Raw genomic sequence first — 22,254 nt, forward strand, 5'->3', positions numbered from 1 at the left:
GGGGGGATATTCCCGATCGCGCTGTGCGGTCGATCCTCGTTGTAGTGTCTACGCCAAGCCTCCAGCTTTTCGCAAGCATCTTGCAGCGACAGGAACCAGTGGGCGTTCAGGCATTCGCTGCGCAGCTTGCTGTTGAACGCTTCGATGAACGCATTGTCTGTGGGCTTGCCTGGGCGGGAGAAGTCCAGGATCACACCGCGCTGGTAAGCCCACAGATCCATGTCCCGCGAGATAAGTTCGCTGCCATTGTCGACCCTGATCGTCTTCGGATAGCCGATCGTCCGGTAGGCGCGATCCAGCGTGGCGACCACGTCCTCACCCCGGTAGCGGAACCGGGGATCGATCACCGGCGATAGCCGGGAGAACGTATCGACCACGGTCAGGATTCGAAGCTTACGCCCAGTCGCCAGTTGGTCGTGAACAAAGTCCATCGCCCACACATCGTTCGGTCGGACCGCCGGTGCGCGATCCTCGCGCAGCTTGGCCTTGACCCGTCGCTTCGGCGTCTTGTTCCGCAGCTGCAGGCCCAACTCCCTGTAAAGCCGGTAGACCTTCTTCAAGTTCACGCACCAACCGTCCCGGCGCAGGATGTAATATACCCGCCGGTATCCGTAGCGGACGTGCGTCTCGCAGATTTCCTTGATGCGCTTCTTCAGAAAGGCCGGATCAGTACGGCGGGACTGGTAATGATAGGTCGAACGATCAAACTGCAATGCCGAACATGCCCTGCGGATCGTCACATGCCAGTCCTGCCGAACAGCGTCGATAAGCTCGCGCTTCCGATCCGGCCTTAAAGCTTTCGCTTGATGACATCCTGCAGCATCTCGCGATCCAGCGTCAGGTCCGCGACGATCTTCTTCAGACGTCCGTTCTCATCCTCAAGCTCGCGTAGCCGACGCATCTCCGATGGCATCAGCCCAGCGTACTTCTTCTTCCAGTTGAAGTAAGTTGCTTGGCTGATCCCGGCCTTCCGGCAGATTTCCGCAACCGGCGTTCCTTCCTCACCTTGCTTAATAACGAACGCCTTCTGCGCGTCCGTAAACTTCGATGCCTTCATCCCACGACTCCTTGCCCAGCCAAGGAAATCTACGGCCAAAAACTCTAGCTGCGAATGGTCCAAGTTTCAGGTGGCAGAGCAGCAGCAGAAGCCTGCCACAAGCTATGTCGCCTCAGTTGCCGTAGCGGCAGCCGATTTTAGCTTAGTTGGCGGCGCCCGTCATCTGTTCGAGGTTTGACGGGGTTCACAGTGGGCTTGCTTCCGACTTATTAACATTCTTGCGCTACTTGAAACCGTTGCCTTTTTGCATTTGACTTTGGATCCAATGGGACGTGCTACCTCAAGAGACCGCGCTGGCATATCGCGCATTTTGATCCAACCGGACTCTTTTCGCGACAATGCGATATTGGCGGTCGGATACTTTTTAGCGGGATATGTTGGTATTTCGCTCGCTGTGCCGCCAGGCTATGCCACAATCGTATGGCCAGCGTCCGGGCTAGCGTTATGTGCTTTGCTTCTACGTGGAAGCGGGTTGTGGCCGGGCGTATGGCTGGGTTCGTTCGCGTTCAATGCAATTAGGTCTTTCGATACCTCCGTAACCTTCGAACACAACTGGTCGGCTATCGCAATCGCCGCAGTGATAGCTGTTGGAGCTAGCCTTCAAGCTCTTGCCGGACTGTTTCTGGCGCGCCGCTTTACGGATGGTATCGAACTTACAAAAATCCTGCGCGTGGCTTCGGGCGCACTGGTGGTTTTGATTCTACCATGCATTATTGCGCCGACAGTGGGTGTTAGCGCGCTATTTGCGAGTGGCGCGATTGGTACGGAACTGATCCTGCGTAATTGGCTGACTTGGTTCTCCGGTGATGTGCTCGGCGTACTGCTGATCTTGCCAATCCTTCTGCTCTCGAATTTTTCACCAGTTCCTGTGCGATGGCGTGGGAGCTCACTGCAGGGGGCGAGTTCGCTGGTGGCAATCTGTCTGTCTGCCACCTTGTTACTGACCTTCTATGCTTGGCAGTTCATCACCGAACGCGAATACCGTCAGGCCGAAGAAAATCTCACTGAGATTGCTGCAATTGCGGATGAGGCTTTACGACATCGCCTCCAGATTTATCAGCAAGCTCTAGAGAGTGGGGCTGCTTTCGTAACAGTGAAAGGCAGTGTCACTCCATCCGAATGGCGTGAATACGTGACACGATTGGACATCGAGCGCGCATATCCTGGTATGCGTGGATTTGGATTGTTTGAGGAAGTTGCGGATGAGAATTTTCCGGCCTTCCGTGAGCAATTTAATCGCGAGTTTGGGGAGAGGTTCGAAGTCCACCCTCGCGTTCAACGCGAGCAACATTTCATCATCAATCGCATCGAACCACTCGATACCAATCTAGCCGCGCTTGGCCTCGACCTTGCTTTTGAGGAAGGTCGACGTGAGGCAATCGCCATGTCGATGAATAGCCCAGACCCGGTTTTAACGCGCCCAATCGTATTGGTTCAGGACGCAAAGCAGGGGGCCGGTTTCTTGCTCGTGAACCCCATTCTCGACGATGCCGGTCAACCGACTGGCCAATGGGTTTACTCGCCTTTGGTAGCGGATGAGCTTCTTGGCGCACTGACCTCTCTACAAGGCACTGACTTTGCCTTTGAGGTTTTTCATGGGGAGGCGCTCGATTCAGGTGCTCTTCTTTATGCGACAGGCGATGTCAATTATAACTCCAAGTTCGAGTTCCAGAAGACGATAACTCTGGCTGGTCAGCCATTCACACTGCGCTGGAGCAGTTTGGCTCCTTTCGAAAGCCGCTCCGTCTCTAGTGCGCCCGCGCTTGCCCTTGTCAGTGGTCTAGCGATTACCGTGCTACTTGGCATCCTTTTGTTGATCTTCATAAAGCGTGAAAACCACGTCGTGCGCGAGGTGGAAGAAGCAACTAGGGAGTTGGAGGAGCAAAATCGAATGCTCGAGTTGGCCGAGGCCACTGCGCATATCGGTCATTGGCATCTCAACTTGGCCACCGATGAAATTCGTTGGTCTGATGAAGTTCATCGCCTCCATGGCTTGATACTTGGCAACACACCAACCCTTGAAAAAGCCATTGAGTTTTACCACCCGGATGATCGCAGCATTGTTGAACAGTCTATAGAGACTGCGGTGGCGACACACCAACCTTATCAATTCACGGCGCGGCTGGTAACAGATGGGGGAGAATTGCGCCACGTAGAGGTAAGAGGGCGGGTTGAAATCAATGAAGACGAGCAACCTTCTGCAGTCATCGGCGTGATTATCGATCGCACGGATGAAACACTCATGCGGGAGCGCCTGCTTGAAACGATCGAAGATGCACGTGCCGCCGATAAGGCGAAATCGAGTTTCTTGGCGAACATGAGCCATGAAATTCGCACGCCAATGAATGGAGTGATCGGCTTTACTGAACTGGCGCTCGCAGAAGAAAAGGAGCCTGAACAAAAACGGCGGCTGCAAATGATTGCAGATTCGGGCAATGCCATGCTCAGGCTCCTGAATGATCTTCTCGATTTTGCAAAGATCGAGGCCAAACAGATGGCGATCGTCAGCGAGCCTACCGATCTTCGGCATACGCTGCGGAGTTGCCAACGCCTGATGGAACCTGTTGCACAGAGTCATGATCTTCAGCTCACTCTGGACATCGATCCGGAAATTCCACCCCGAGTGCTCGTTGACAAGATGAGGCTACGTCAGGTCGTTCTAAACCTTATCGGTAATGCCCTTAAGTTCACGCAGGGCGGCGAAGTAAGAATTTCGGCGTCGGTAAGCCGCAGCCGATCCGACAACTTAGACAGACTATTTGTCTCTGTGACAGATACTGGAATAGGTATCGCGGCAGATCGTCTGCAAAGCATTTTCGAAAAGTTCACCCAAGCCGACGACACGACCGCTCGTCGATACGGCGGCACCGGCCTTGGGCTTCCGATAAGCGCTGAACTCGCCGCACTTATGGGAGGCGAACTTCGCGTCGAGAGTAAGCTCGGTCGCGGCTCAACCTTCGTACTTTCTCTCCCTCTGGAGGAAAGTAGCGAGACAATGCGGTGTTCGCCTGTTGCCGAAAAATTGATCGAGAACTGCGGACACGCAGTTCGGCTGACAATACTCGTTGCCGAGGACAACCCCATCAATCAGGAGCTGACGATGGCAATGGTGGAGAAGGCAGGCCACGACTGCGTGATGGTGCCCGATGGACGCAAAGCGGTTGAAGCCGCGCTGAAAGCAAGCCGTGACGGCAAACCTTACGATATGGTGCTGATGGACATGCAGATGCCGGAGTTGGATGGCCTCCAGGCCGCGCGAGCCATCCGCGACGCAGGTATCGACGCCGAGACAATGCCAATTTTGGCGGTGACCGCAAATGCTTATGCGGACGACATCGAGCGTTGCATTGAAGCCGGGATGCAAGCCCACCTAGCGAAACCGCTACGCCTTGATTCACTATGCGCCGCAATTTCTGCATGGTCTCTGCATTCGAATGATGAGACGGAGAAGTCGGAGGAAGCGTTTGAAGAAGAAACTGATCCACGCTTGCGCGTGATGTTTGAAGAGAGAATCAGAGCTGCAGTCGTGGCAATCGATGCCGCCATTTCTCGAGGATCAGTAAGCGCTGAACAGACGCGAGAAATCGCCAGCCTTTTGCATCAGATCGCTGGAGTGGCTGCTTATTTCGGACAGCAAGCAGTCGGCGAGTTTTGCCGGGCCAGTGAGACGAACCTTCTCTTGATCGGCGAGCCCTCCCAAGCCCTCAGTTCGCTGAGATCCATTCGTGCGCAGCTTGTATCAGCTCGGATAGCAGCGATTTAGTCAGCCGGTAAATTTCTGCCTTCGGGCTTCCGAAGTGCCGCTCTTTAATCGCTGTTAACCATCACGCTCTAAGCCGAGGCTCAAATGGAGCGAATGATGGCTAATATTATTATTGCAGACGATGACCCAATCCTGGTGGAGATTCTCAAATTCCGGTTGGAAGGGGCAGGCCATTGCGTATTGGTGGCGCGCGACGGCGAAGAGGCATTGGCAAAGGCCCGGGCAGAACGCCCGGATCTGATTGTCCTGGACTCGATGATGCCCATTGTGGCCGGTCCGGAAGTTCTGGCGGAACTGAAAGACGACCCTGAACTGAAAGACGTGCCCGTCGTCATGCTAACGGCGCGGGATGGTGAAGCGGACATTGTAGCTGCTCTGAAGGGCGGCGCCTCCGAATACCTTACAAAACCTTTTATTCCGCAAGAACTTCTTGTCCGCATCTCGGGCCTCGTCAAGGGCAAATGATGCGAAGCGTGCGGCATGCTTTGGCGCCACTACTGACGTTTCTGGCTTGCTCACCGCTCGCAGCCCAGGAGTCGGGAAATTTGCCCAGCAACAGCCTTGAAATGGCGGCCGAAGCGCGGGCCGAGGGCGACTTCCTACGTGCTCGGCAGATCCTGCTCTCGATGCTTGCAGTTACGCCCGACGATCCCGATCTGCTGCGGCGGCTCGCCATGGTAGAAGCGGGTGCGGGAAGACTTGACCTAGCCATGGTCCGTATCGACGAGGCTGCCAGCTTGGCACCGGACGATCTGGACGTCGCCCTCGCACGCGGTTTTATTTCGTACTGGCGCGGAGATGTCGCGGGTGCCGAACGCGCAGCTGCCGCGATCTCCGCCCGCGATCCAAACTATCCCGAACTCAACCAGTTGCGGGCAGCGCTAGACCGCAAGGATGCTACCGAAAACTTTGGAATCAGATCTCTCTCTATAAGCTCTGGCATTTCCGAAATCACGCTCGTGAGCGGTATTAACCAGACCTGGAACAACCAAAGTCTCGATGCTGCATTCGATGTCTCTGGAGACGACAGCATCTCGGTAAGCATCATGCGTGAGGAGCGCAGCGCAATCGATACGCGGATCGGCGGACGCATCGATTACCGGATAGTCGATGGTTTTGTCTATCTAGCAGGGGCCTCGGTTCCCGCGCCGGATTTTCTGGAACGCTGGAGCCTCGGCGCAGGAGGAGAGATGCGTGTGCAGGAGGGCGTTGCGGCCTTAGTCGACCTACGCGTAGCCGACTACAATACAGGCACGATTGTTGCTTTCCAGCCTGGACTGCGCTTCGCAGTGGATCGGGATTTCACCATCACCGGTCGGGCAATCAACATTCTCGGCGGTGATGAAGGCTATCGTTTCGGCGGGGCAGTGAGGCTTGATTACGGTCGCGAGCGGACGACTTCGCTGTTCCTGATTGCCGCGAGCTATCCCGATGCGGAAGCTGACGGATTGCGCCAGCTGCGTAGCCTCGCCGCAGGGGCAGGGATGCCGATCTCGGATACCGTCGCAATGAGAATTGCCGCTAGTTATGAGGACCGCCAAGACAGCTACAACCGGTATGCCGGGACGTTGGCGCTGACCTACCGGTTTCTTTCGAAATGACGCTCTATCAATCCGTCATATTGGGATCCGCATTGAGCGCCAGCGCGACCATCGTTGTGTTTCTTGTCCTTGTTTTCCGCCGTTACCTAGCGGAGAAAAGCCGCGCGCACCGTGACAAGCGCGATACAGCGATCACCCGCAACTATCTACAACGGGTCGCAGGCCACCGGGTTGAGGATTTCGACAAATGGTCTCGCGGGTCGCGGCGCGCGGCCATTTCCCGGATACTCCCCTTGCTCAGAGGAGGAGAACGAACCCGCCTGATGCAGATCGCGGAACTTGATGGCGTTCTGAAAGAAACGCTTCGAATCTCTCACAGCCTGAAAAAAAAGACACGGATCAATGCGATTCAGTCGCTGCAGCGATTCGGCAGTGAGGTTTGCATCGGAAGATTGCGGGAAATGATGGCTCGCGACCGTAGCCAACGGGTACGCCTAGAAGCAGCCTTCGCACTAGCTGCAAACCGATCGTTGCCCCCCCCCCGCGAAACCTTGAACCTTCTCAGGGCATTGCACCGGCTACCGACGCGGCTTGATATCGCCCTGCTGCGATCAGCTGCACCAATATATCCTGATCAGATGGTTCTGCTTCTCGAAGACGACCTGCCCCCATCTTGGCGAATCCTCATAATCGATGCTTTGGGTTGGACGGACAACATGGGCGTTCTCGACGTCCTGCGAACGTTCGCGGACGATACCAATTCCGAAATCCGCTGCGCTGTTTTGCGCGCATTAGCTAAACTAGGCCATCCATCTGCGCAGGCTTGGGTGATGTCCGGTCTGAGCGATCCAAATGCATCGGTTCGATTACAAGCTATCGCAGCTATTGTCGGCCTAGGTATCAAAGGTGCTGTACCCGAGCTGGTCAGGCTGCGAGACGACGAAAAACTCTGGGTGCGTTTGCGCGCCGAACAGGCGCTTGAACACTTCAATCCCGACAACACCGAAAAAAGAACAGTGGGCACAACCGGATGACTTGGACAAGCGTCCTAAACTTTACTGCAACCAGCATCCTGTGGATCGCTTTCGCGTGCTTCATCGTGGTTGCACTTCGAAATATTATAGCATTGGCTCAGCTTCTTGTCGCCGCTTGGGTCTTTATGACTAGAGTGCGGCCGAGCGCAGGTGCCCGCGACCTTTGGGACCGCTATGCCGATTTGTCGCCTCCAATCTCAGTCATCGCTCCAGCCTACAATGAAGAACTGTCGATTGTGCAGAGCGTTAAGGCGCTGTTGGCACTGGAATATCCCGAGCATGAAATCATCGTGGTCAACGACGGGTCGAAAGACGACACTCTTGGCGAGTTGCTTCGTGGATTCGACATGTATGAGACAAAGCGCACACAGATCGCGCTGTTGCAGAAGACCCGGATTCTCGCAACCTACCGCTCTCGGCGCTATCCAAATCTGTTGGTGGTAGACAAGGAAAACGGGCGCAAAGCCGATGCAGCAAATGCAGGGATAGGGTTTGCGCGAACTCCACTCGTATGCGTGATCGATGCGGATTCGATTATTGAACCCGATGGCCTGCTGCGTGCCGCCGAACCCTTTATGTACGATGATGATAGTCTCGTGGCGGTTGGCGGCGCGATCCGCATCGCCAACGGCTGCACAGTCAGGGGTGGGTCTCTCCAGAAAGTCGGAATAGCCGAAGAAATGGTGCCTCGGTTCCAGATCGTTGAATATCTGCGTGCCTTTCTGATGAACCGTGTCGCGAATGCTCACAGAAATACGCTCATGTTGATCTCGGGTGCATTTGGGCTGTTCCGGCGATCAACGCTGGTCGAGATGGGCGGCTATCGGCACGACACGGTGGGCGAAGATCTCGAGCTCGTCGTGCGGATGCATCGCTTCATGCGGGACAACAATCGCAAATATCGAATCGCTTTTGTTCCCGACATCGTGTGCTGGACGGAAGCACCCGCTGCCCTTCGAGGCCTCGATAATCAGCGCGCTCGTTGGCAACAGGGGGCGCTGGAGACACTGCAGAGACACCGGAGAATGATTGGCAATCCGCGCTATGGACGTATTGGTTTGATTGCCATGCCTCAAATCGTTCTGGAAGACGTGCTGGGACCGCCAGCCGAGTTAGTCGGCTACCTCGTTTTGCCTGCCGCCGCCATTCTAGGTCTGTTAGATCCTATGATGGCAATTGCCTTTTTTTTCGTTTCAGTTGTCTTTGGCTGTGCCCTTAGCGTAGGGACACTCGTGCTTGAGGAGCAGCAACTCAGACGAACACCCACCGCCAAAGATCTGCTCAGGGTCGGAGTTGCGGCCGTAATCGAGAATTTTGGTTATCGCCAGATCAATCTTTGGTATCGCCTAACCGGATTTCGCCGATACTTCCGTAAGGAAAACAGTTGGGCCGCTGTCCCACGCGTGGGTTTCACGACTGCTTGATGCTAAATTCGCAAGCAGCCATGAAGAAGCCTGATTTATTTTAGTGCCAAGGTTACGCTGCACAACTGTATTGAGTTCCATACTGCCTTTGATCTGAGCCCCGCAAAAGGCCAACCTCCAGAATTTCTTTCCGGCGAAAGTGGTCGGATCTGCTGCAGGCGGAGCGGCGGCTATTGAAGGCTGGTTTTTAAATTCGGACAGACCGCTTCCGGCCCAGTTCCAGTCATGCGGGACGACCTGAACGGATGACAGCTACTGGCGAAATGATAGGCGACCGGGAATGACGGCTCGGTCGGCGAAATTAGACAATTCGCCGGGCTTCACCTGCAATGACATCCAGGACTCTCCATTATGTGATCGGATCATTGCGGATGCGTTCGAGCAGGTCATCCGTGACCTCCATCAACAAGAGTGACTCATCGGCCCATTCCTCGAGCGCCTCGACGAACGCCGCCCGCGTTGCCGCGTCATCGTATTGCATCTTGGCGTCGTATGCTCGCTGCCAGGTGTCTCTGTCGGGCCATTCGGCAACACCGATAAAGCGTCCCGTATCGTCTCGGTGAAGGCGTGATCCTAGTGAGCCATAGCGGTGCCTGATATGTTCGGTTCCGCGACACCAAGCCTTTCGGAACTGCTCTTCCTTTCCCGGCTTGACCCGCCACCAGTAGGCCGCGACGAAGGTCATTCATCGTCAGCAAGCTTGCTGATCATTCGCACCGGACAGCGCTGCACGCCGATGATGGTCGGTACCAGCAGATCAACGTCGATTCCCCTGCATATCTGGCCGGGGCCATTCTGGTCGAAAGCGATGGTCTCTGAATAATTGAGGTCGGGACAGCTACCGAAAGTTTCGAACAAGTAGGTCTCGCTGGGTCCGGTGTGAACGTAGATGCGATCCGATCCGCGCTCGATATCGCGCGCATCGTCGAATCCGCTGACTTGTGATAGAAAGAAGCAATCGCGAGACCCGGCCAGCGACGACTGGGTCGCGACGTCATTGGATTGCGAATAAGTACAACCGGCCAAGGCCAACGTGCTCACGATGGCGATCGAGCGAATGAGCATTGGAATTTCTCTCCATTGTCGAACCGGGAAGAGGCGGCCGATTGACGACCGCCTCCGGCCCCACCTGTTGGTCAGACAGCAATTGTGGAGCCTCGTGTCGGCCCGGCACCAGGTGTGCGCCGAGCCGACAAGCGTCGATTAGTACGGGATGCCCCAATAGCCGTAGACATGCATGCCATAGGCGCGGTCCCATGCAGGCTCTGAATTCTCGCGAATATATGGGCTGTTCTGCAGCGTATCCTCTTCTGCGGACACGATGTAGCCACCCTTGTTCAGGTCATAATCCAGTGCTCCCCATGGAACGCGCCGCAATTCCTCACCCATTCCCAGAAAGCCGCCAAAACTCATCACCGCATATTCGACCTGGCCGGTCTTCTTCCCGACCATGAAGCGGCGAATGCGCCCGATCTTCTCACCATCGGGACGATAGACGTTGGTCCCTTCCACTCTGTCGGACGCAATGAGGTTATGGCCCTCGTCCCTGCCAATCTCACGGCGGGCGTCGTCAAGACTTTTCGTGGTAGGACTTACCACGTCGTTCATTTCTGTAGTGTCGACCACCTTGTCCTCCTGCGACAATGATGGCGGATGCTCCGGATTGGTCTGCGCCGTAGCCAACGTAGCAGCGACGGCAGCATCTTTCGCGCCATCCTACATTGGATTGATGTATGAAGAGGGCATTGGTTCCGATAGTCCGAAATTGATCTGAGGATTAATGCCGGAACCTGTTGATGTCGCCTATACCGAACAGATTGAACGAGTGGTGCTTTACGCGCGGCGCGCGAAAACATCGACAGAAGCCGTCCCGCTTACCGAAAGCAGGGAAAATCGAAACCTTGCCTATTGGGAAACCGGACTATTCGCCTATGCGCTGACAAGAGAGGTGGAAACTTCGCAAATTTTGCTGTTGGCTTCAGAAATGCCTTCGTTGGAGGGAAAGGATGTGACCGAAGCTACGTGAATGTCGAAACAGGCCATTCCAGGCTGAATCTGATAGAACGACCCGGCGACTGAAGCTGACCCGAAAGCAGTTTCGATCACCGCGAGGCTGGACTCGATCCTTGTCAGCGATCAGATAAGGGCCTCAACGTTTATTGCTTCGCAATGTCCAGAAACTGAAGCATGCAAGCGCTCCCAAAAGCGTCAGACTCAGGCCGGTTAGCGTCAGAACGACCTTCCACGCCAGACCCCCGACTTTACCGGAGTGGATAGGGTAGAATTTCTCGCTGCCGCTTTGCTGGTCGATCGTGCCGTCGGGGGCATCGATAGCGACGGCCCCGGATCGCTCGATTCGCACATACGTCCTGCCATTCGGGGTCCATTCAAATGGTTGGCGCAGGCGCAATGTCGCCTCCTCATTCGATAGCTGAAGTCTCCGGATTTCCGCGTTCGGGAAACTGCGTCCGGCTATATCGAAAAATCCGGACATGTCGTCCTGAGTCAGGCGGGCGTCGAGCGTCCGGGATAGCGAAGACCGTTCCGGCAATGGCGCGACGATGGCTGCCGCGACCGGTTCGAAGATCATGGCGCTGCCCGTCAGCATTGTCAGAAACAGGACAGGTGTCATGACGATGCCGAGGTCGCGATGCTGGCGGACGATCGCACTTCGCGACATGCGTTTGGGCCAGAGCCGGAACGAGAATGTCCTGCGCGTGCGCCACCACAGGATCGTTCCCGAAACGATAAAAAGGACGCCCGCGATACCCGCCACGCCAACTACGATCTCGCCTGCCTCACCGGCAAAGAGATAATGATGGAGGTCAAAAATCCACAACTCGGGCCGTCCTCAGATGCCGGACCATTCATCGACGATATTTCCGGTCTGATCGAAATACGCGCCGCTTCCGTCGCTATAGGCCGCCTGATGCAGGCTGAGGTCGTCGCTTGCGAAGGTTATGCGGGTCAGGCCTTCGTGATGCGTCGATGCCGCCTTTACCGTCCGTGCGAGACTGGACGGCGAAGTCACTACAGGATCATCCGCAGCCGGCAGACCGATCCATTCCCCTTCCCAAACCAGCGCGATGCCCGACAGGCCCATGACGATCAGGATCAACCCGATCGTCGCTCCGGCCCATCGGTGCAGCGTCGCCAGAAAGGCCATCAGAACTCGCTTTGCAGCGAAAGCGTGAACGTGCGCCCGCGGCCCGAGAAGTAGCGGGCGTTGTCAAATGTTCGCACGGTATCGCTGTCGTAAGTCAGGTAATATTCGTCGAGAGCATTCTGGATACCCAGCGATATGAGGCCAAACCCGGTCTGATAGCCGAGGTAGGCGTCCAGCAGCGTGTACCCGTCGAACGCACTCTCGGGCACTTGCCCTTCGAACGTGCGGGAAAGGTAGAAGCGTGCCTGTGCCCGCGCGCTGAAACGGCCTTGGGCGTAATCAGCGGCCAGATTGAGCCGGTCAGGCGAGATATTGGCTCCGTCCAACTCGGCTTCGAGTACGCCGTCGCCGTCATCGTCGGTCCTGCCGATAAGGTGGCTATAGGCGACCGTCACGTCCAGACCGGGCACGGGTGTTTTGGTTTTGAGGCTGAGTTCCAGCCCTTCGATCTCAACCGGAGCGCGCACGACCTCGAAAATGCCGTCACCGGTAAGAACCAGCCGCGATCCAAGCTTGCTGGATGACCAGAAGTAGCTTGCGTTGGCCTTGACCGGGCCGCGTTCCACCTCGACGCCCAGTTCCCGGTTGTTGGAAATTACCGGTTCGAGCGAGAGGTAGTTGTCGATATCGACGCCCTCCTCGGTAATCCCGCGGAGGATGCGACCCACATCGGCGATTGTGTAGCCCTGCGCGTAACTGCCGTAGGCGCGAACGCCGTCAATCGGCTCGACGATGACGCCGCCGTTGAACAGCGTCTTGCTGAAAACCGGATTTCCGCCACCGACGAAGACGGGTTCGTAGGTTGAAATGTCGCCTGTATCCGTCGCACCGTATGAGGCCAGCGTTGCGTAGTCGGCGACCTTCAGTTTCACGTCTTCATGGCGCAGTCCGCCCGCAAGGCGCACCAGACCGTCGGCAAGCCTGAGGTTCGCCTGTGCGAACGGCGCATAGCTGCGGAATTCGGTTTCGGGCACCCATGCGCGGCCCGTCTGAACCAAGGTCTGCTCGGTCTTGTCGATCAGGGCGTCAAAGCCCAGCGTGACAACCAGATCGTCAAAGCCGGGGACGGACCGTTCGTAGCTTACCTTGCCGCCGATCTTGCGTGACTTGTTGGCCGACTGGTCGAACAGTTGCCCGGTCGGATCGATCTCCGGATCCTGGAACGTCGCGAAGGTGCCGCCGCCGAAGGTGTCCCGCGTCCGATTGTAGAACCCCTGCAATGTGAAGGCACCACCTGCGAGATCACTGTCCGTAAGCGATAGCGAGAGCATGTCCGCCCGGTTCGACGGAGGATCGCCCGGCGTTTCGCCTTTCATGCTGGACGCGGGTCGGCCCGCGCTCCTGTCGCCGGGAACGCTGACGTAGTTGTTGTTACCCTCCAGTTCGAAATGATTGGCGATCAGTTCGATCCGGGCATCGGACGAAAGCTGATATCCGATGCGTCCGAAGACCGACCAGCTATCGCTGTCCTGAATTTCGCCCTGCGTACCATCGACGCCGATGCGGTTTCCGGCGCCGTCCACAAACGCGCCGCGTCCTTCGAACGCGCCACCGACAGAGGCATCCAGCGCCCCGCCGCGCCAGCCGACCAGTGCGGCAACCTTGCCGCCCATGGCTTCGCTATCGAAATCGTCGGCGGCCGTTCCCTGAAGCAGGGTGCGTACAGTAACCCCGTCAGCCTTCGGCGCGGGGACGGTGACCTGATTGACCACGCCGCCGGTTCCGCCGATGCCCTGCAAGGCGTTCGATCCGTAGATGACCTCCACCCTGTCGATGAAGAACGGGTCGATGGTGTAGCCGTCGCGAGACCCGTCACGAACGGGCGTCGACTGAGGAATGCCATCGATCGCATAGAGCGGCGAACGGCCACGCAGGCTTTCACCCGCGCCGCTCAGCTTCTGGCGCGTCGGAGAGAAGGATGGCAGGAGGGCCGATACAGCATCTACCGTCGAGCCGGAAATGACCAGTTGCCGGTCCAGGGTCTCGGCATCGATAACGTCAATCGTGAGCGGAAGGGCGCTGACCGGCAATTGCGTTCTTGCTGCGGTCACCACGATGTCTGACGCATCTTCTTTCGTTGCCTGACTTGCGGCATTCGCCTGGTCTGCCGTCTGTGCGATTGCTGGTGTCGCGAGTGCTAGAGCCGACGCTGAATACACGAAAAGCTGGCTGATACGCATGTTTCCTCCTCTGAACGGGGAGTGCCGCTAAGGCTAATGCGAATGGATTGCAACAGCGCGGCTGGATTTTGAACCGGCAGTGCCGGGATCTGACGCTCTCCTTCCGGCGGGGCGCGACGATTCCCTAGAAATGCGTTGGGATAAGCCGCGATAGCGGCCAGCGCTCGCCTTCACCGCTCCAGCGCGGCAGCCAGATCCTTCAGTTTAGCCCCACCGTCACCGCGCCATGCGCTGCCATGCATGCAGGCCAGTACCCTGGGCTCCAGTGCCGCCAGTCGGTTCAGGACCGCACCGGTGTCGGGGCTATGCGAATAGTAGTCCATCACGGCACGGAACGCTTCCGACGGGCCGAGGATGTCGTCTGTGGTCAGCGCCACCTCCCCGCGCCCCGGTTGTGTGAACAGGTCACCGCATAGCAGTGTGCCGGTGCCGCGTTCGAACAGGAACCCGTTGTCCCACCCGTGCGGCACGTGGGGGGCAGTGATCCATTCCGCGGTCGCGTTGCCAAGGTCCAGTGCCTCGCCATCTCCCATGCCGCGGGGGCTCCGTATCGCGATATCGCCAATGGAGGTCATTGCACCTACCGGATGTCCACACAGAGCGATTTGTCGTTCGTCTGACGCCTCCGATCAACGACGCGGCGCGGTGAGACGCTTCTGCTTACACCGTAGACCTACTTTCCGCGTTGGATACGGCGCTGGGCCGCGACAGCTGGATTGTTTGTACGAACGTCCGGCAGTCGGCCTCGCCGACCCAAAGCGGACGTCCGCAAACGGCCAGGCTTACCTATAATCAGCCGCGTAAATGTACGGCAGGTTTCGGTGGGCGGTTCAGAGGCCGGGAACGTCAGCTCTGTCGGCGAACTTGTCCCGGATTTCGTCAGGCAGCAACCATCTGTTGCAATTAGAGCGCATAGATTGAACACGCCAGCACGATGTTCACAATCAGTAACAGCCCGAAAAATGCAGTGGTTCCGACACTGGCTTTCTTAGAAGTCGTTCTTGTAGCTTGTTGACCTTCCCGTTCTGGCTCCGCCTCCATGATCGAGCGGACGGTAGGGGAATGGTAACGATGCTCTTCAGACATGCAGTATCCATAACCGGAAACCCTTTCATGAAGGTTTAGGCCCAGAAGATTATTCGTTAATTGAAGGGTCAAGATTCAATGAGTTACGCATCCGGCTATCGGCAGAACGCAGCCGATGAAAGATACGCGGCCTCACGCGCTACCATGCCGCACATTAAGGACAAGCACCTAAAGGCGGCGAGCCGATGGGACGCGCTGGCAGACGAATTAAGCCGCCAATTCTCGGCCGGCTGAAGCGTGGGCGCTAAAGCAAAGATTAGGAAGCTTCTGGCAGAAGCGGTTTTACCGGGTGCCCCGGTTGTGCCGCTTCACACTTCGGCGCCTAAGGATTGGCTGGCTTGGACACCCCGAATGTTCAGGTCAGCCAATTTTAGTTTAGCCCCAGCATGATGCCGCAGGTCGTTATCGCCGCCAGCAATTTAGCTCGATGACCCGCACTCTTTTGGCCAAGGCAGGCGAGAGTATCGCTCCAAATCTTGGATCTCGGGCCCTTCGGGCTTGCTGCGTCGGCCTTCTGTTTGCATTCAAACAGGTCGTTTAGAACGTCCTTGGCAATATTCGCAAAAACGCAGGCAGCATAGCCAGCGGCTTGGCTAGAGACATGCAGCATGAACGCTGGACGGATATCAAATTTATACTCGACCTCGATGCGAGCTTGATATTCGCCGAAATCCTTCGAGAACACCTGCACATCATAGAAGACACGACCTACCTCGGCTTTTTCGTCATATTCTCCCGATCCAACCATATAAGCACCCGGCAAAATGCCATCGGGATCGATATTGATTTCAATAAATCGCATCTCTTCGCCCTCCAGTTGCCGACCCACGCAGCCGAATTATGCCGCGAAGGTGCAGGCGAAGGCCAATGCTGAACTGCCGTTTTATAAATATTAACCATCGGCAATCAGAATTTGCACAAGGGCGCAAAATGGACTGATCCCCCAAGGGGTCACCCTCATAAAGACTTGGCGTGGGCGCCGCACCAACAGCCCACGTCAACTTTTTGATAGAGAGGTTTTGACCAAGATGCCGGTTTATCGCGCACTCTACGGAAGGCATGGCGTAGGCGTTGAGGACATGCGGCCGGTCATCGCGCTCAATGCACTTGCGGCCATGGCGTATCTCAAACACAGGCAGCCTAATCGGTGGGCAGAATTGCACCTTGATGGTGAGGTGCTTTGCCATCTTCGCCCGGTCGATCTTGATCGTAAAGCTGAGCAGTATCGCATCGAATTTTGCGAAGAAAAGCAACTTATCGCACGCTTTTGAGCCGCAAGTTCTGGGCCAACTCGCGACTGGTCCGCCAGCTCTTAATGCGCCAGTCCCCGGCCAAACATAATCCAGATACGATTGCGACATTTGTATCATACCCATCCGGTGAGCCCTGCCTTGTCGGCGAGTGAACGACCGGCCTTAAGAGCGGTCGTATGAGCGAGCTTAGGAACGGAGCATGGGTCAGATTACGGTGAGGACGGGGCCGGAGCGTCGGCGGCGTTGGAGCGAGGAGGAGTGGCTTGAGATCCTCGCCGAGGCCTTTGCGCCGGGCGCCTGCGTCGCCGATGTATCCCGGCGGCGCGACGTCTCGACCAGCCTGATCTATACATGGCGTCGCAAATTGCACGAACAGTCGGCGCCTGGGTCCTTGCCGGTACCGGAGAAAAATTTCGCCAGGCTGTGCTCGCCGAAGACGAGTAGCCTGCCGATTACGATCCGTGTGCCGCGCTCAAGGTCGATCTTGGCAATGGCCGGTTTGTGTGCATTTCGGCGTCTGAGCCTGCCGCGCTGGTTTCGACGAAATTTAAAACGCTTAGATGACCCCATCGTCCACTCGATCGCGTCAGGAGCAAAGCAATCAACAGATAGGTTCCCATCTGCATTCACGGCAATTTGCCATCATCGGGCCGTCGGCCCAAGGCTCGTAACGCAACGCCGCTGCGAAAACTTCAGTTCTCGTTAAAGCCGAAGCCGCTATATAAATTGACGAGAACGACGACGTCTTTGCCTTCGCTCGGCATGAGCATCGCAAGTGCTTCAAAGCGCGGAGTTACGCCGGTATGCAAAACGGTACTTTGCATCCCTCGACGTGATCTACCGCCTTGAAAAGGAATAACTACCGTGTCAAGTGTTCAAAGATAATAAAAAGAAATACAAAATTAGCTTGAGCTATAAAGCTCCCAATTATACGCAAACCCATTTCTTGAAAAATTTGGTAAAGGCTATAAAATACGCATAGGTTCGCAAGATAAAGCCATGCAGGTACATCGCTCTCTATCGATCTTGGAGAGCCAATAGGTTCCAAATTCCTTAGCATGTTTTCTTTCCGGATCCTTTACCGCACCCGGGATTACTGCCTTGGTTGGGCGCGGCTGGTCCTGCCCCTGGGTTTGGTGTTGTCGGTATTGGGGCTGCCGCCTCAGATCCTGAACCGGCTGCACCGGAGGATGCAGCAGCAAAGTCCGGACCCGAGATATCCTTCGCGGCCGAATTGATCGAGCCTCGGACGTTCGTTCCAAGAGCGAGGGCGGCGGCGCCAAGTCCGGCGCCGACCAAAGCGAGGATCAAAGCATATTCCGCTGACGTAGCGGCATTGCTGTCTCGCCAAAATATGTGAGCCACACCAACCTCCTTTGAATTGCGATGAACGCAGCTTCAATCGATAGTGACGGTCACGGCGCGTCGGTTCTTCTCCCACGACGCCTCGTCCGATCCGAGCGCGATTGGGCGCTCCTTTCCGTAACTGATTATGGAAAGGCGCTGAGCTGGGATGCCGAGGGAAACGAGATAGTTCTTGGCAGCGTTGGCGCGCCTTTCGCCGAGCGCGAGGTTGTATTCGCGAGTCCCACGTTCGTCGCAGTGACCCTCAATTCGGGCCGATTTGTATGGGTAGCGATTCAGCCACGCGGCCTGCTCTTTGAGAGATAGAGCGTCAACACCATCGATATTGTACATATCGGTGTCGAAGTAAATCGTGTCTCTCCCATTCATTTGAGCGAGGAAGTCCGCCTGCGATCCCGGTAAAACTCCGCCATTGGTCGAGGAAGCGAAAGGCGCTTCGTCGGGACTCGGCGGCAAAGAGGCAGGTTGCTTTTTTGAACATCCGACCAATGAAGCTCCAAGCATGGAAAGCACAACAAATTTGGGAACGGCTTTCAACACAACCTCCTAACTCATCAATGTCGGCACATGTCCGACAATATGTTAGGTATTTTATGAGGCTTGGCCGATGATCGTTACTATGAGTTTTTTATACTATTTGGAGTGTAAAAAATGTATGGTAACGGGAGAGGTAAATTGAAGCTAGGTTGCTCAGATGACTTGCATTCGAACAAGTCTATTTACGGAGGCCTTTCCGGTTGGGCTGACAAGGGCATGACCCCGCACTCCCCCTTGTCAGCCTAATTTTTATGATTTCGCTTTCATTTGAGTGTCTGCGTTCCGAGCGAAATTCGATACCCGACACCGGGCTCCGTCAAAATCATTTCAGGTTCAGAAGGGTCGTATTCGAGCTTCTGCCGAAGCAGCGCGATATAGCTTCTGAGATATTGACTGTCTGCGCTGGGGTCATTCCACCCTGCGATAAGGAGCTTGCGTTGTGTGACAATCTGTCCACCGCTGCGACAGAGCGCCTCAAGCAAGACGAACTCCTTTGGCGAGAGTTTAATCTCCTCCCCAAGGAGCCTGACTTCGCGTCTCCTGAAATGTACATAGAGTTGGTCTGAGAAAAACTCGTCATGAGCACTTTGATTGGCTAACTCTTGTCTACGCTGAGCTACACGCAATCTGGCGAGAAGCTCTCCCACTCCGAAGGGTTTATCGACATAATCATCGGCTCCCTCATCGAGAGCGATTATCTTGTCCCTTTCAAGATGGCGAGCGGACAATACAATTATGTTGGCCGAGGTCAGCTGGTGTAATTTGGATATAATCTCTAGGCCATCGCCGTCTGGCAGGCCAAGGTCAAGTAGGATAAGGTCGAAATCGGAACTTTCAGCTTCTTTCAGCGCTTCGCGGATTGTGCCTGCTGAGGAAACTTTATGACCTTGTGCTGACAGCACCGGAATCAAAGTTCCGATGATCGCTGGCTCATCATCAACAATCAGTATTCTCATGCTGTCTCTTGCTCGTGTTCGATCGCTGGCTCGATCAAGGGAAGCTCAATCACGATTTTTGTGCCTTTGCCATCCTTGGTAACGCTGCGAGCGGAGATCTTCCCACGGAAAGCCTCGACGAACCCCTTTGCGATATATAGTCCGAGACCGCTGCCTCTTCGGTGAATGCGGTCTCCGGCACGGTAGAAACGTTCAAAAATGTGCGGTCGATCCACTTGTGAAATTCCCGGACCACAATCTGAAATTTCGAGGATCATTCCGTCCTCGCTTGCGTCAATGCGAACAACGACTGGCTCGCTAGATGATCCGTGTACAAAAGCATTCTCGAGTATATTGAAAATGACTTGTTCTAGCATGGTAGCGTTGGCCCATACGATCGCTGCGCCAAGCCTGAAGTCCTTTGCAATTGCGCAATCTGGAAAAAGCTGTCGGGTGGAGTTTAATACGACGCCGACGATCTCGATGACATCAACCTCACACAAATTCGCATCGGGAATACCCGATTGAATGCGGCCCATGTCGAGCAGGTTCGCGGTATATCGGTTTAGTCGCCTGCACTGCTCATTAATTGTGTCCAGCATGGAGTCTTTTTGCGAATCTGACAAATCGTGTCGAAACGAGCGCAAGCCAGTCGCTGCCGCTTCGATCGCCGTTAGCGGGGTCCGCAGGTCATGAGATACTGAAGCCAAAATAGCTGTCTTGAGCTCTTCCGATCGTTTCATTGCTGTTGCTTCTGCAGCCTTTTCCAGCAGTAGGCATCGATCGACCGCCAGCGCGAGCAGATTTGCCAGAGCTTGAAGATCGGGCAGGTCACCATCAGATTCTTGTCGAGGCGCGAGAAAGAATTTTACAATGCCATGCTCTCCATTTGAAGCGTTGAGCACAAAGGCTTGAAAAGAAAGAGGCGATCCAGCAGACGTTTTTTCTGCCAATAATGCCGTTAGGGGGTCTGGAAAAATTGCTTCCGTTCCTGACCTGCATAGCGCACCATCGCGGTAAATATATATTTCGAGGTCGACGAGCCTTTCGAGCGGAAGCAGCCGACGCGTGATTTCGGCGACATCGTTTCCATCGATCGCTTGTTGCAACTCGCCACTGACCTGCAGAAGAAATCGGCTGCGCTTTTCGGCTACCTTGGCTAGTTTTGCGGTATCCGCAAGGCGACCCGCCAGTGCTCCCGCGACTACGGCGCTGACATTGAAGGCAACGAGCGGGACGATTTCGTCCGCAGTTGAAATCCCGAACATGAATACCGGTTCGCTCAGGAAAAAGTTATAAACGAATGAAGCGGCCACTGCGGCAAATACGCCGGAATAAACACCCGAGCGAGCGCCGATCGCGATTACTCCCATCAGGAAGATGAGAACTGCTGTGATCGGCCGATCCATATATTGTGCAAGGTACGTGCCAGCTGCCGTCAAGGCGAAGATCGTCACATCAAAGGAAGCGTTGGTCAGATCGCCGAGAGAGAACAGCCGTCTGGTATTGATTGATTGGTCTGTCATGCGGGCCCTATAGCAAAGGCTACCGGATGCTTCGCATACGACTTTTTTATGCGGCACTCGCAAAAGCATTGAAGCGTCCCGGGTTTTCCGGAGGCTCCTATTTGTGAGAAGGAGCCAGAATGAGCGCTACAAGGAACAAGTTTTCGCCAGAGTTTCGTGACCGCGCGGTGCGAATGGTGGATGAGCACCGGGGGGATTACCCGTCGGAATGGGCAGCGTTGTCTTCGATTGCCGGGAAGGTTGGCTGCACGACCGAGACGCTGCGCCGCTGGTGCCGTGAGGAGGCGAGCCGACGAGCGGGACCAGCGGCGCAGGCCGCCAGCGACCGGGACCGGGTCAAGGCGCTGGAACGCGAAGTGAAGGAGTTGCGCCGGGCCAACGAGATACTCCGCAAGGCATCCGCATATTTTGCTCAGGCGGAGCTCGACCGCCACGGCAAATGGTGATGTCGTTTATCGACACGCACCGTGAGGAACTGGGTATCGAGCCGATCTGCCGTGAACTGGCGATCGCCCCGTCCTCCTACCACGAGCATGCTGCCCGGCTTGCAGATCCTACCAGGCGTCCGGCCCGTGCCCGGCGCGATGATGAGATCAAGGAAGAGATCAGGCGTGTCCATGACAACAACTTTGGCCTCTACGGTTCCCGCAAGGTCTGGCACCAGTTACGCCGCGAGGGCATCGCTGTGGCCAAGTGCACCGTGGAACGGTTGATGCGCACCATGTCGCTGGCAGGCGTGCGACGAGGCAAGACGACGGTCACGACCGTCAGCAACCCCAAGGCGCCGTGCCCGCTCGACAAGGTCAACCGCGAGTTCCGCGTCAGCCGGCCGAACGCTTTGTGGGTGGTCGACTTTACCTATGTCCACACCTGGGCCGGGTTCGTCTACGTGGCATTTGTGATCGATGCCTATGCCCGCCGGATCGTGGGCTGGAAGGTCAGCACGTCGGCGACCGCCGGCTTCGTGCTCGATGCTCTGGAACAGGCGATCCATGCGCGCAGGCCTGGCCCTGATGACGGCCTGATCCATCACAGCGACAGGGGCGTCCAATATCTGGCCATGAACTACACCCAGCGCTTGGCAGAGGCCAACCTCGTCCCGTCCGTTGGCAGCGTTGGCGACAGTTACGACAACGCTTTGGCCGAGACGATCAACGGCCTCTACAAGGCGGAAGTGATCTGGCGGCAGCGATCATGGCCAAGCGTGTCGGCCGTGGAAATGGCAACGCTACGCTGGGTCGATTGGTTCAACAACCAGCGTCTGTTCGGCCCCATCGGGCACATCCCACCCGCTGAGGCCGAAGCCAATTACTATGCAGCTAGAGGGAACCTCGATATGGTCGCATGACTCAATTGAAACTGCCTCCGGAAAATCCGGGACGCTTCA

At 56.1% G+C, this 22,254-nt stretch carries 21 protein-coding genes and 1 other annotated feature; of the genes, 9 read left to right on the forward strand and 12 right to left on the reverse strand.

All coding sequences use genetic code 11. The features are described from left to right. A protein-coding gene (locus A9D13_RS19840) for an IS3 family transposase (RefSeq protein ID WP_156522213.1) occupies positions 1–1,057 on the reverse strand; the annotation gives its coding sequence in 2 pieces (ribosomal slippage) (positions 1–796 and positions 796–1,057; 1,058 coding nt annotated over the 2 pieces). This gene is flagged as partial in the annotation. A gap of 310 nt (positions 1,058–1,367) precedes the next feature. Here A9D13_RS19840 and A9D13_RS19850 point away from each other — a divergent pair. The 5 genes from A9D13_RS19850 to A9D13_RS19870 all read left to right on the forward strand — a co-directional run bounded on the left by A9D13_RS19850 (position 1,368) and on the right by A9D13_RS19870 (position 8,819). After that, the gene (locus A9D13_RS19850) at positions 1,368–4,820 is read left to right on the forward strand and encodes a CHASE domain-containing protein (protein ID WP_172808242.1); all 3,453 of its coding nucleotides are present in this window, start codon (positions 1,368–1,370) and stop codon (positions 4,818–4,820) included. Between the two features lie 96 nt (positions 4,821–4,916). Beyond that, the gene (locus tag A9D13_RS19855; protein WP_229665573.1) at positions 4,917–5,285 is read left to right on the forward strand and encodes a response regulator transcription factor; all 369 of its coding nucleotides are present in this window, start codon (positions 4,917–4,919) and stop codon (positions 5,283–5,285) included. A gap of 80 nt (positions 5,286–5,365) precedes the next feature. Then, positions 5,366–6,421: a YaiO family outer membrane beta-barrel protein gene (locus tag A9D13_RS19860; protein WP_172808243.1), complete on the forward strand. Its 1,056-nt coding sequence runs from the start codon at positions 5,366–5,368 to the stop codon at positions 6,419–6,421. A gap of 32 nt (positions 6,422–6,453) precedes the next feature. After that, a complete protein-coding gene (locus tag A9D13_RS19865) occupies positions 6,454–7,395 on the forward strand; it encodes a HEAT repeat domain-containing protein (RefSeq protein ID WP_172808244.1) in 942 nt (313 codons plus the stop codon). After that, on the forward strand, positions 7,392–8,819 hold the full coding sequence (locus A9D13_RS19870) for a glycosyltransferase family 2 protein (RefSeq protein ID WP_082922599.1): 1,428 nt from the start codon (positions 7,392–7,394) through the stop codon (positions 8,817–8,819). Before A9D13_RS19865 ends, A9D13_RS19870 begins: the two co-directional genes overlap by 4 nt. A 349-nt stretch (positions 8,820–9,168) precedes the next feature. Here the strand turns inward: A9D13_RS19870 and A9D13_RS19875 are convergent, their stop codons facing one another. The 3 genes from A9D13_RS19875 to A9D13_RS19885 all read right to left on the reverse strand — a co-directional run bounded on the left by A9D13_RS19875 (position 9,169) and on the right by A9D13_RS19885 (position 10,445). Next, complete coding sequence (locus tag A9D13_RS19875) at positions 9,169–9,504, reverse strand: putative quinol monooxygenase (protein WP_066778080.1); 336 nt, start codon at positions 9,502–9,504, stop codon at positions 9,169–9,171. Next, the gene (locus tag A9D13_RS19880; protein ID WP_066778083.1) at positions 9,501–9,884 is read right to left on the reverse strand and encodes a DUF6491 family protein; all 384 of its coding nucleotides are present in this window, start codon (positions 9,882–9,884) and stop codon (positions 9,501–9,503) included. Before A9D13_RS19880 ends, A9D13_RS19875 begins: the two co-directional genes overlap by 4 nt. Before the next feature lie 138 nt (positions 9,885–10,022). Next, on the reverse strand, positions 10,023–10,445 hold the full coding sequence (locus tag A9D13_RS19885) for a PRC-barrel domain-containing protein (RefSeq protein ID WP_229665572.1): 423 nt from the start codon (positions 10,443–10,445) through the stop codon (positions 10,023–10,025). A gap of 154 nt (positions 10,446–10,599) precedes the next feature. On the opposite strand from A9D13_RS19885, the gene A9D13_RS19890 reads away from it, so the two are divergent. After that, on the forward strand, positions 10,600–10,845 hold the full coding sequence (locus A9D13_RS19890) for a hypothetical protein (protein ID WP_066778086.1): 246 nt from the start codon (positions 10,600–10,602) through the stop codon (positions 10,843–10,845). A 123-nt stretch (positions 10,846–10,968) separates the two neighbouring features. On the opposite strand, the gene A9D13_RS19895 is transcribed toward A9D13_RS19890, so the two are convergent. The 5 genes from A9D13_RS19895 to A9D13_RS19910 all read right to left on the reverse strand — a co-directional run bounded on the left by A9D13_RS19895 (position 10,969) and on the right by A9D13_RS19910 (position 16,053). Continuing rightward, positions 10,969–11,658 (reverse strand): PepSY-associated TM helix domain-containing protein, encoded by a 690-nt coding sequence (locus tag A9D13_RS19895; protein ID WP_082922600.1) that lies wholly within the window; start codon positions 11,656–11,658, stop codon positions 10,969–10,971. 12 nt (positions 11,659–11,670) lie between these two features. Next, complete coding sequence (locus A9D13_RS20305) at positions 11,671–11,985, reverse strand: PepSY domain-containing protein (protein ID WP_082922601.1); 315 nt, start codon at positions 11,983–11,985, stop codon at positions 11,671–11,673. Further along, on the reverse strand, positions 11,985–14,165 hold the full coding sequence (locus tag A9D13_RS19900) for a TonB-dependent receptor (protein ID WP_066778089.1): 2,181 nt from the start codon (positions 14,163–14,165) through the stop codon (positions 11,985–11,987). The genes A9D13_RS20305 and A9D13_RS19900 overlap by 1 nt, the downstream gene beginning before the upstream one ends. A gap of 170 nt (positions 14,166–14,335) precedes the next feature. Continuing rightward, positions 14,336–14,740, reverse strand: a complete 405-nt coding sequence (locus A9D13_RS19905; RefSeq protein ID WP_066778091.1) for an MBL fold metallo-hydrolase — start codon at positions 14,738–14,740, stop codon at positions 14,336–14,338. Between the two features lie 881 nt (positions 14,741–15,621). After that, complete coding sequence (locus tag A9D13_RS19910; RefSeq protein WP_066778094.1) at positions 15,622–16,053, reverse strand: hypothetical protein; 432 nt, start codon at positions 16,051–16,053, stop codon at positions 15,622–15,624. 217 nt (positions 16,054–16,270) lie between these two features. On the opposite strand from A9D13_RS19910, the gene A9D13_RS19915 reads away from it, so the two are divergent. Continuing rightward, the gene (locus A9D13_RS19915; protein WP_066778096.1) at positions 16,271–16,522 is read left to right on the forward strand and encodes a hypothetical protein; all 252 of its coding nucleotides are present in this window, start codon (positions 16,271–16,273) and stop codon (positions 16,520–16,522) included. Between the two features lie 181 nt (positions 16,523–16,703). Beyond that, on the forward strand, positions 16,704–17,210 hold the full coding sequence (locus A9D13_RS21465) for a transposase (protein ID WP_156522216.1): 507 nt from the start codon (positions 16,704–16,706) through the stop codon (positions 17,208–17,210). Between the two features lie 692 nt (positions 17,211–17,902). Here the strand turns inward: A9D13_RS21465 and pal are convergent. From pal to A9D13_RS19930, 3 genes are all read right to left on the reverse strand, one after another. After that, the gene (pal, locus tag A9D13_RS19920; protein ID WP_172808245.1) at positions 17,903–18,373 is read right to left on the reverse strand and encodes a peptidoglycan-associated lipoprotein Pal; all 471 of its coding nucleotides are present in this window, start codon (positions 18,371–18,373) and stop codon (positions 17,903–17,905) included. A gap of 296 nt (positions 18,374–18,669) precedes the next feature. Next, positions 18,670–19,362, reverse strand: coding sequence for a response regulator (locus A9D13_RS19925; RefSeq protein WP_066778100.1), 693 nt, complete (start codon positions 19,360–19,362; stop codon positions 18,670–18,672). Then, positions 19,359–20,867, reverse strand: coding sequence for a sensor histidine kinase (locus A9D13_RS19930; protein ID WP_066778103.1), 1,509 nt, complete (start codon positions 20,865–20,867; stop codon positions 19,359–19,361). Before A9D13_RS19930 ends, A9D13_RS19925 begins: the two co-directional genes overlap by 4 nt. 119 nt (positions 20,868–20,986) lie before the next feature. On the opposite strand from A9D13_RS19930, the gene A9D13_RS19940 reads away from it, so the two are divergent. Further along, positions 20,987–22,215, forward strand: a protein-coding gene (locus A9D13_RS19940) for an IS3 family transposase (RefSeq protein WP_373288794.1) whose coding sequence is annotated in 2 segments (ribosomal slippage) — positions 20,987–21,278 and positions 21,278–22,215 — 1,230 coding nt in all. Because the reading frame shifts where the segments join, the coding sequence is not laid out codon by codon here. Further along, positions 21,268–21,382, forward strand: a sequence feature (AL1L pseudoknot). Its footprint overlaps the gene before it by 115 nt. Positions 22,216–22,254 lie beyond the last annotated feature (39 nt).

It is taken from the genome of Croceicoccus mobilis (assembly GCF_001661965.1).
GTDB lineage: Bacteria > Pseudomonadota > Alphaproteobacteria > Sphingomonadales > Sphingomonadaceae > Croceicoccus > Croceicoccus mobilis.

What these genes read in the sequence shown, in the direction of transcription:
- A9D13_RS19890 (WP_066778086.1), top strand. Translation starts at nt 10,600, where the DNA reads ATGCCGGAACCTGTTGATGTCGCCTATACCGAACAGATTGAACGAGTG.
- A9D13_RS19870 (WP_082922599.1), top strand. Translation starts at nt 7,392, where the DNA reads ATGACTTGGACAAGCGTCCTAAACTTTACTGCAACCAGCATCCTGTGG.
- A9D13_RS19925 (WP_066778100.1), bottom strand. Translation starts at nt 19,362, where the DNA reads ATGAGAATACTGATTGTTGATGATGAGCCAGCGATCATCGGAACTTTG.
- A9D13_RS19855 (WP_229665573.1), top strand. Translation starts at nt 4,917, where the DNA reads ATGGCTAATATTATTATTGCAGACGATGACCCAATCCTGGTGGAGATT.
- pal (WP_172808245.1), bottom strand. Translation starts at nt 18,373, where the DNA reads ATGCTTGGAGCTTCATTGGTCGGATGTTCAAAAAAGCAACCTGCCTCT.
- A9D13_RS19880 (WP_066778083.1), bottom strand. Translation starts at nt 9,884, where the DNA reads ATGCTCATTCGCTCGATCGCCATCGTGAGCACGTTGGCCTTGGCCGGT.
- A9D13_RS21465 (WP_156522216.1), top strand. Translation starts at nt 16,704, where the DNA reads ATGGGTCAGATTACGGTGAGGACGGGGCCGGAGCGTCGGCGGCGTTGG.
- A9D13_RS19930 (WP_066778103.1), bottom strand. Translation starts at nt 20,867, where the DNA reads ATGACAGACCAATCAATCAATACCAGACGGCTGTTCTCTCTCGGCGAT.
- A9D13_RS19900 (WP_066778089.1), bottom strand. Translation starts at nt 14,165, where the DNA reads ATGCGTATCAGCCAGCTTTTCGTGTATTCAGCGTCGGCTCTAGCACTC.
- A9D13_RS20305 (WP_082922601.1), bottom strand. Translation starts at nt 11,985, where the DNA reads ATGGCCTTTCTGGCGACGCTGCACCGATGGGCCGGAGCGACGATCGGG.
- A9D13_RS19905 (WP_066778091.1), bottom strand. Translation starts at nt 14,740, where the DNA reads ATGACCTCCATTGGCGATATCGCGATACGGAGCCCCCGCGGCATGGGA.
- A9D13_RS19910 (WP_066778094.1), bottom strand. Translation starts at nt 16,053, where the DNA reads ATGCGATTTATTGAAATCAATATCGATCCCGATGGCATTTTGCCGGGT.
- A9D13_RS19875 (WP_066778080.1), bottom strand. Translation starts at nt 9,504, where the DNA reads ATGACCTTCGTCGCGGCCTACTGGTGGCGGGTCAAGCCGGGAAAGGAA.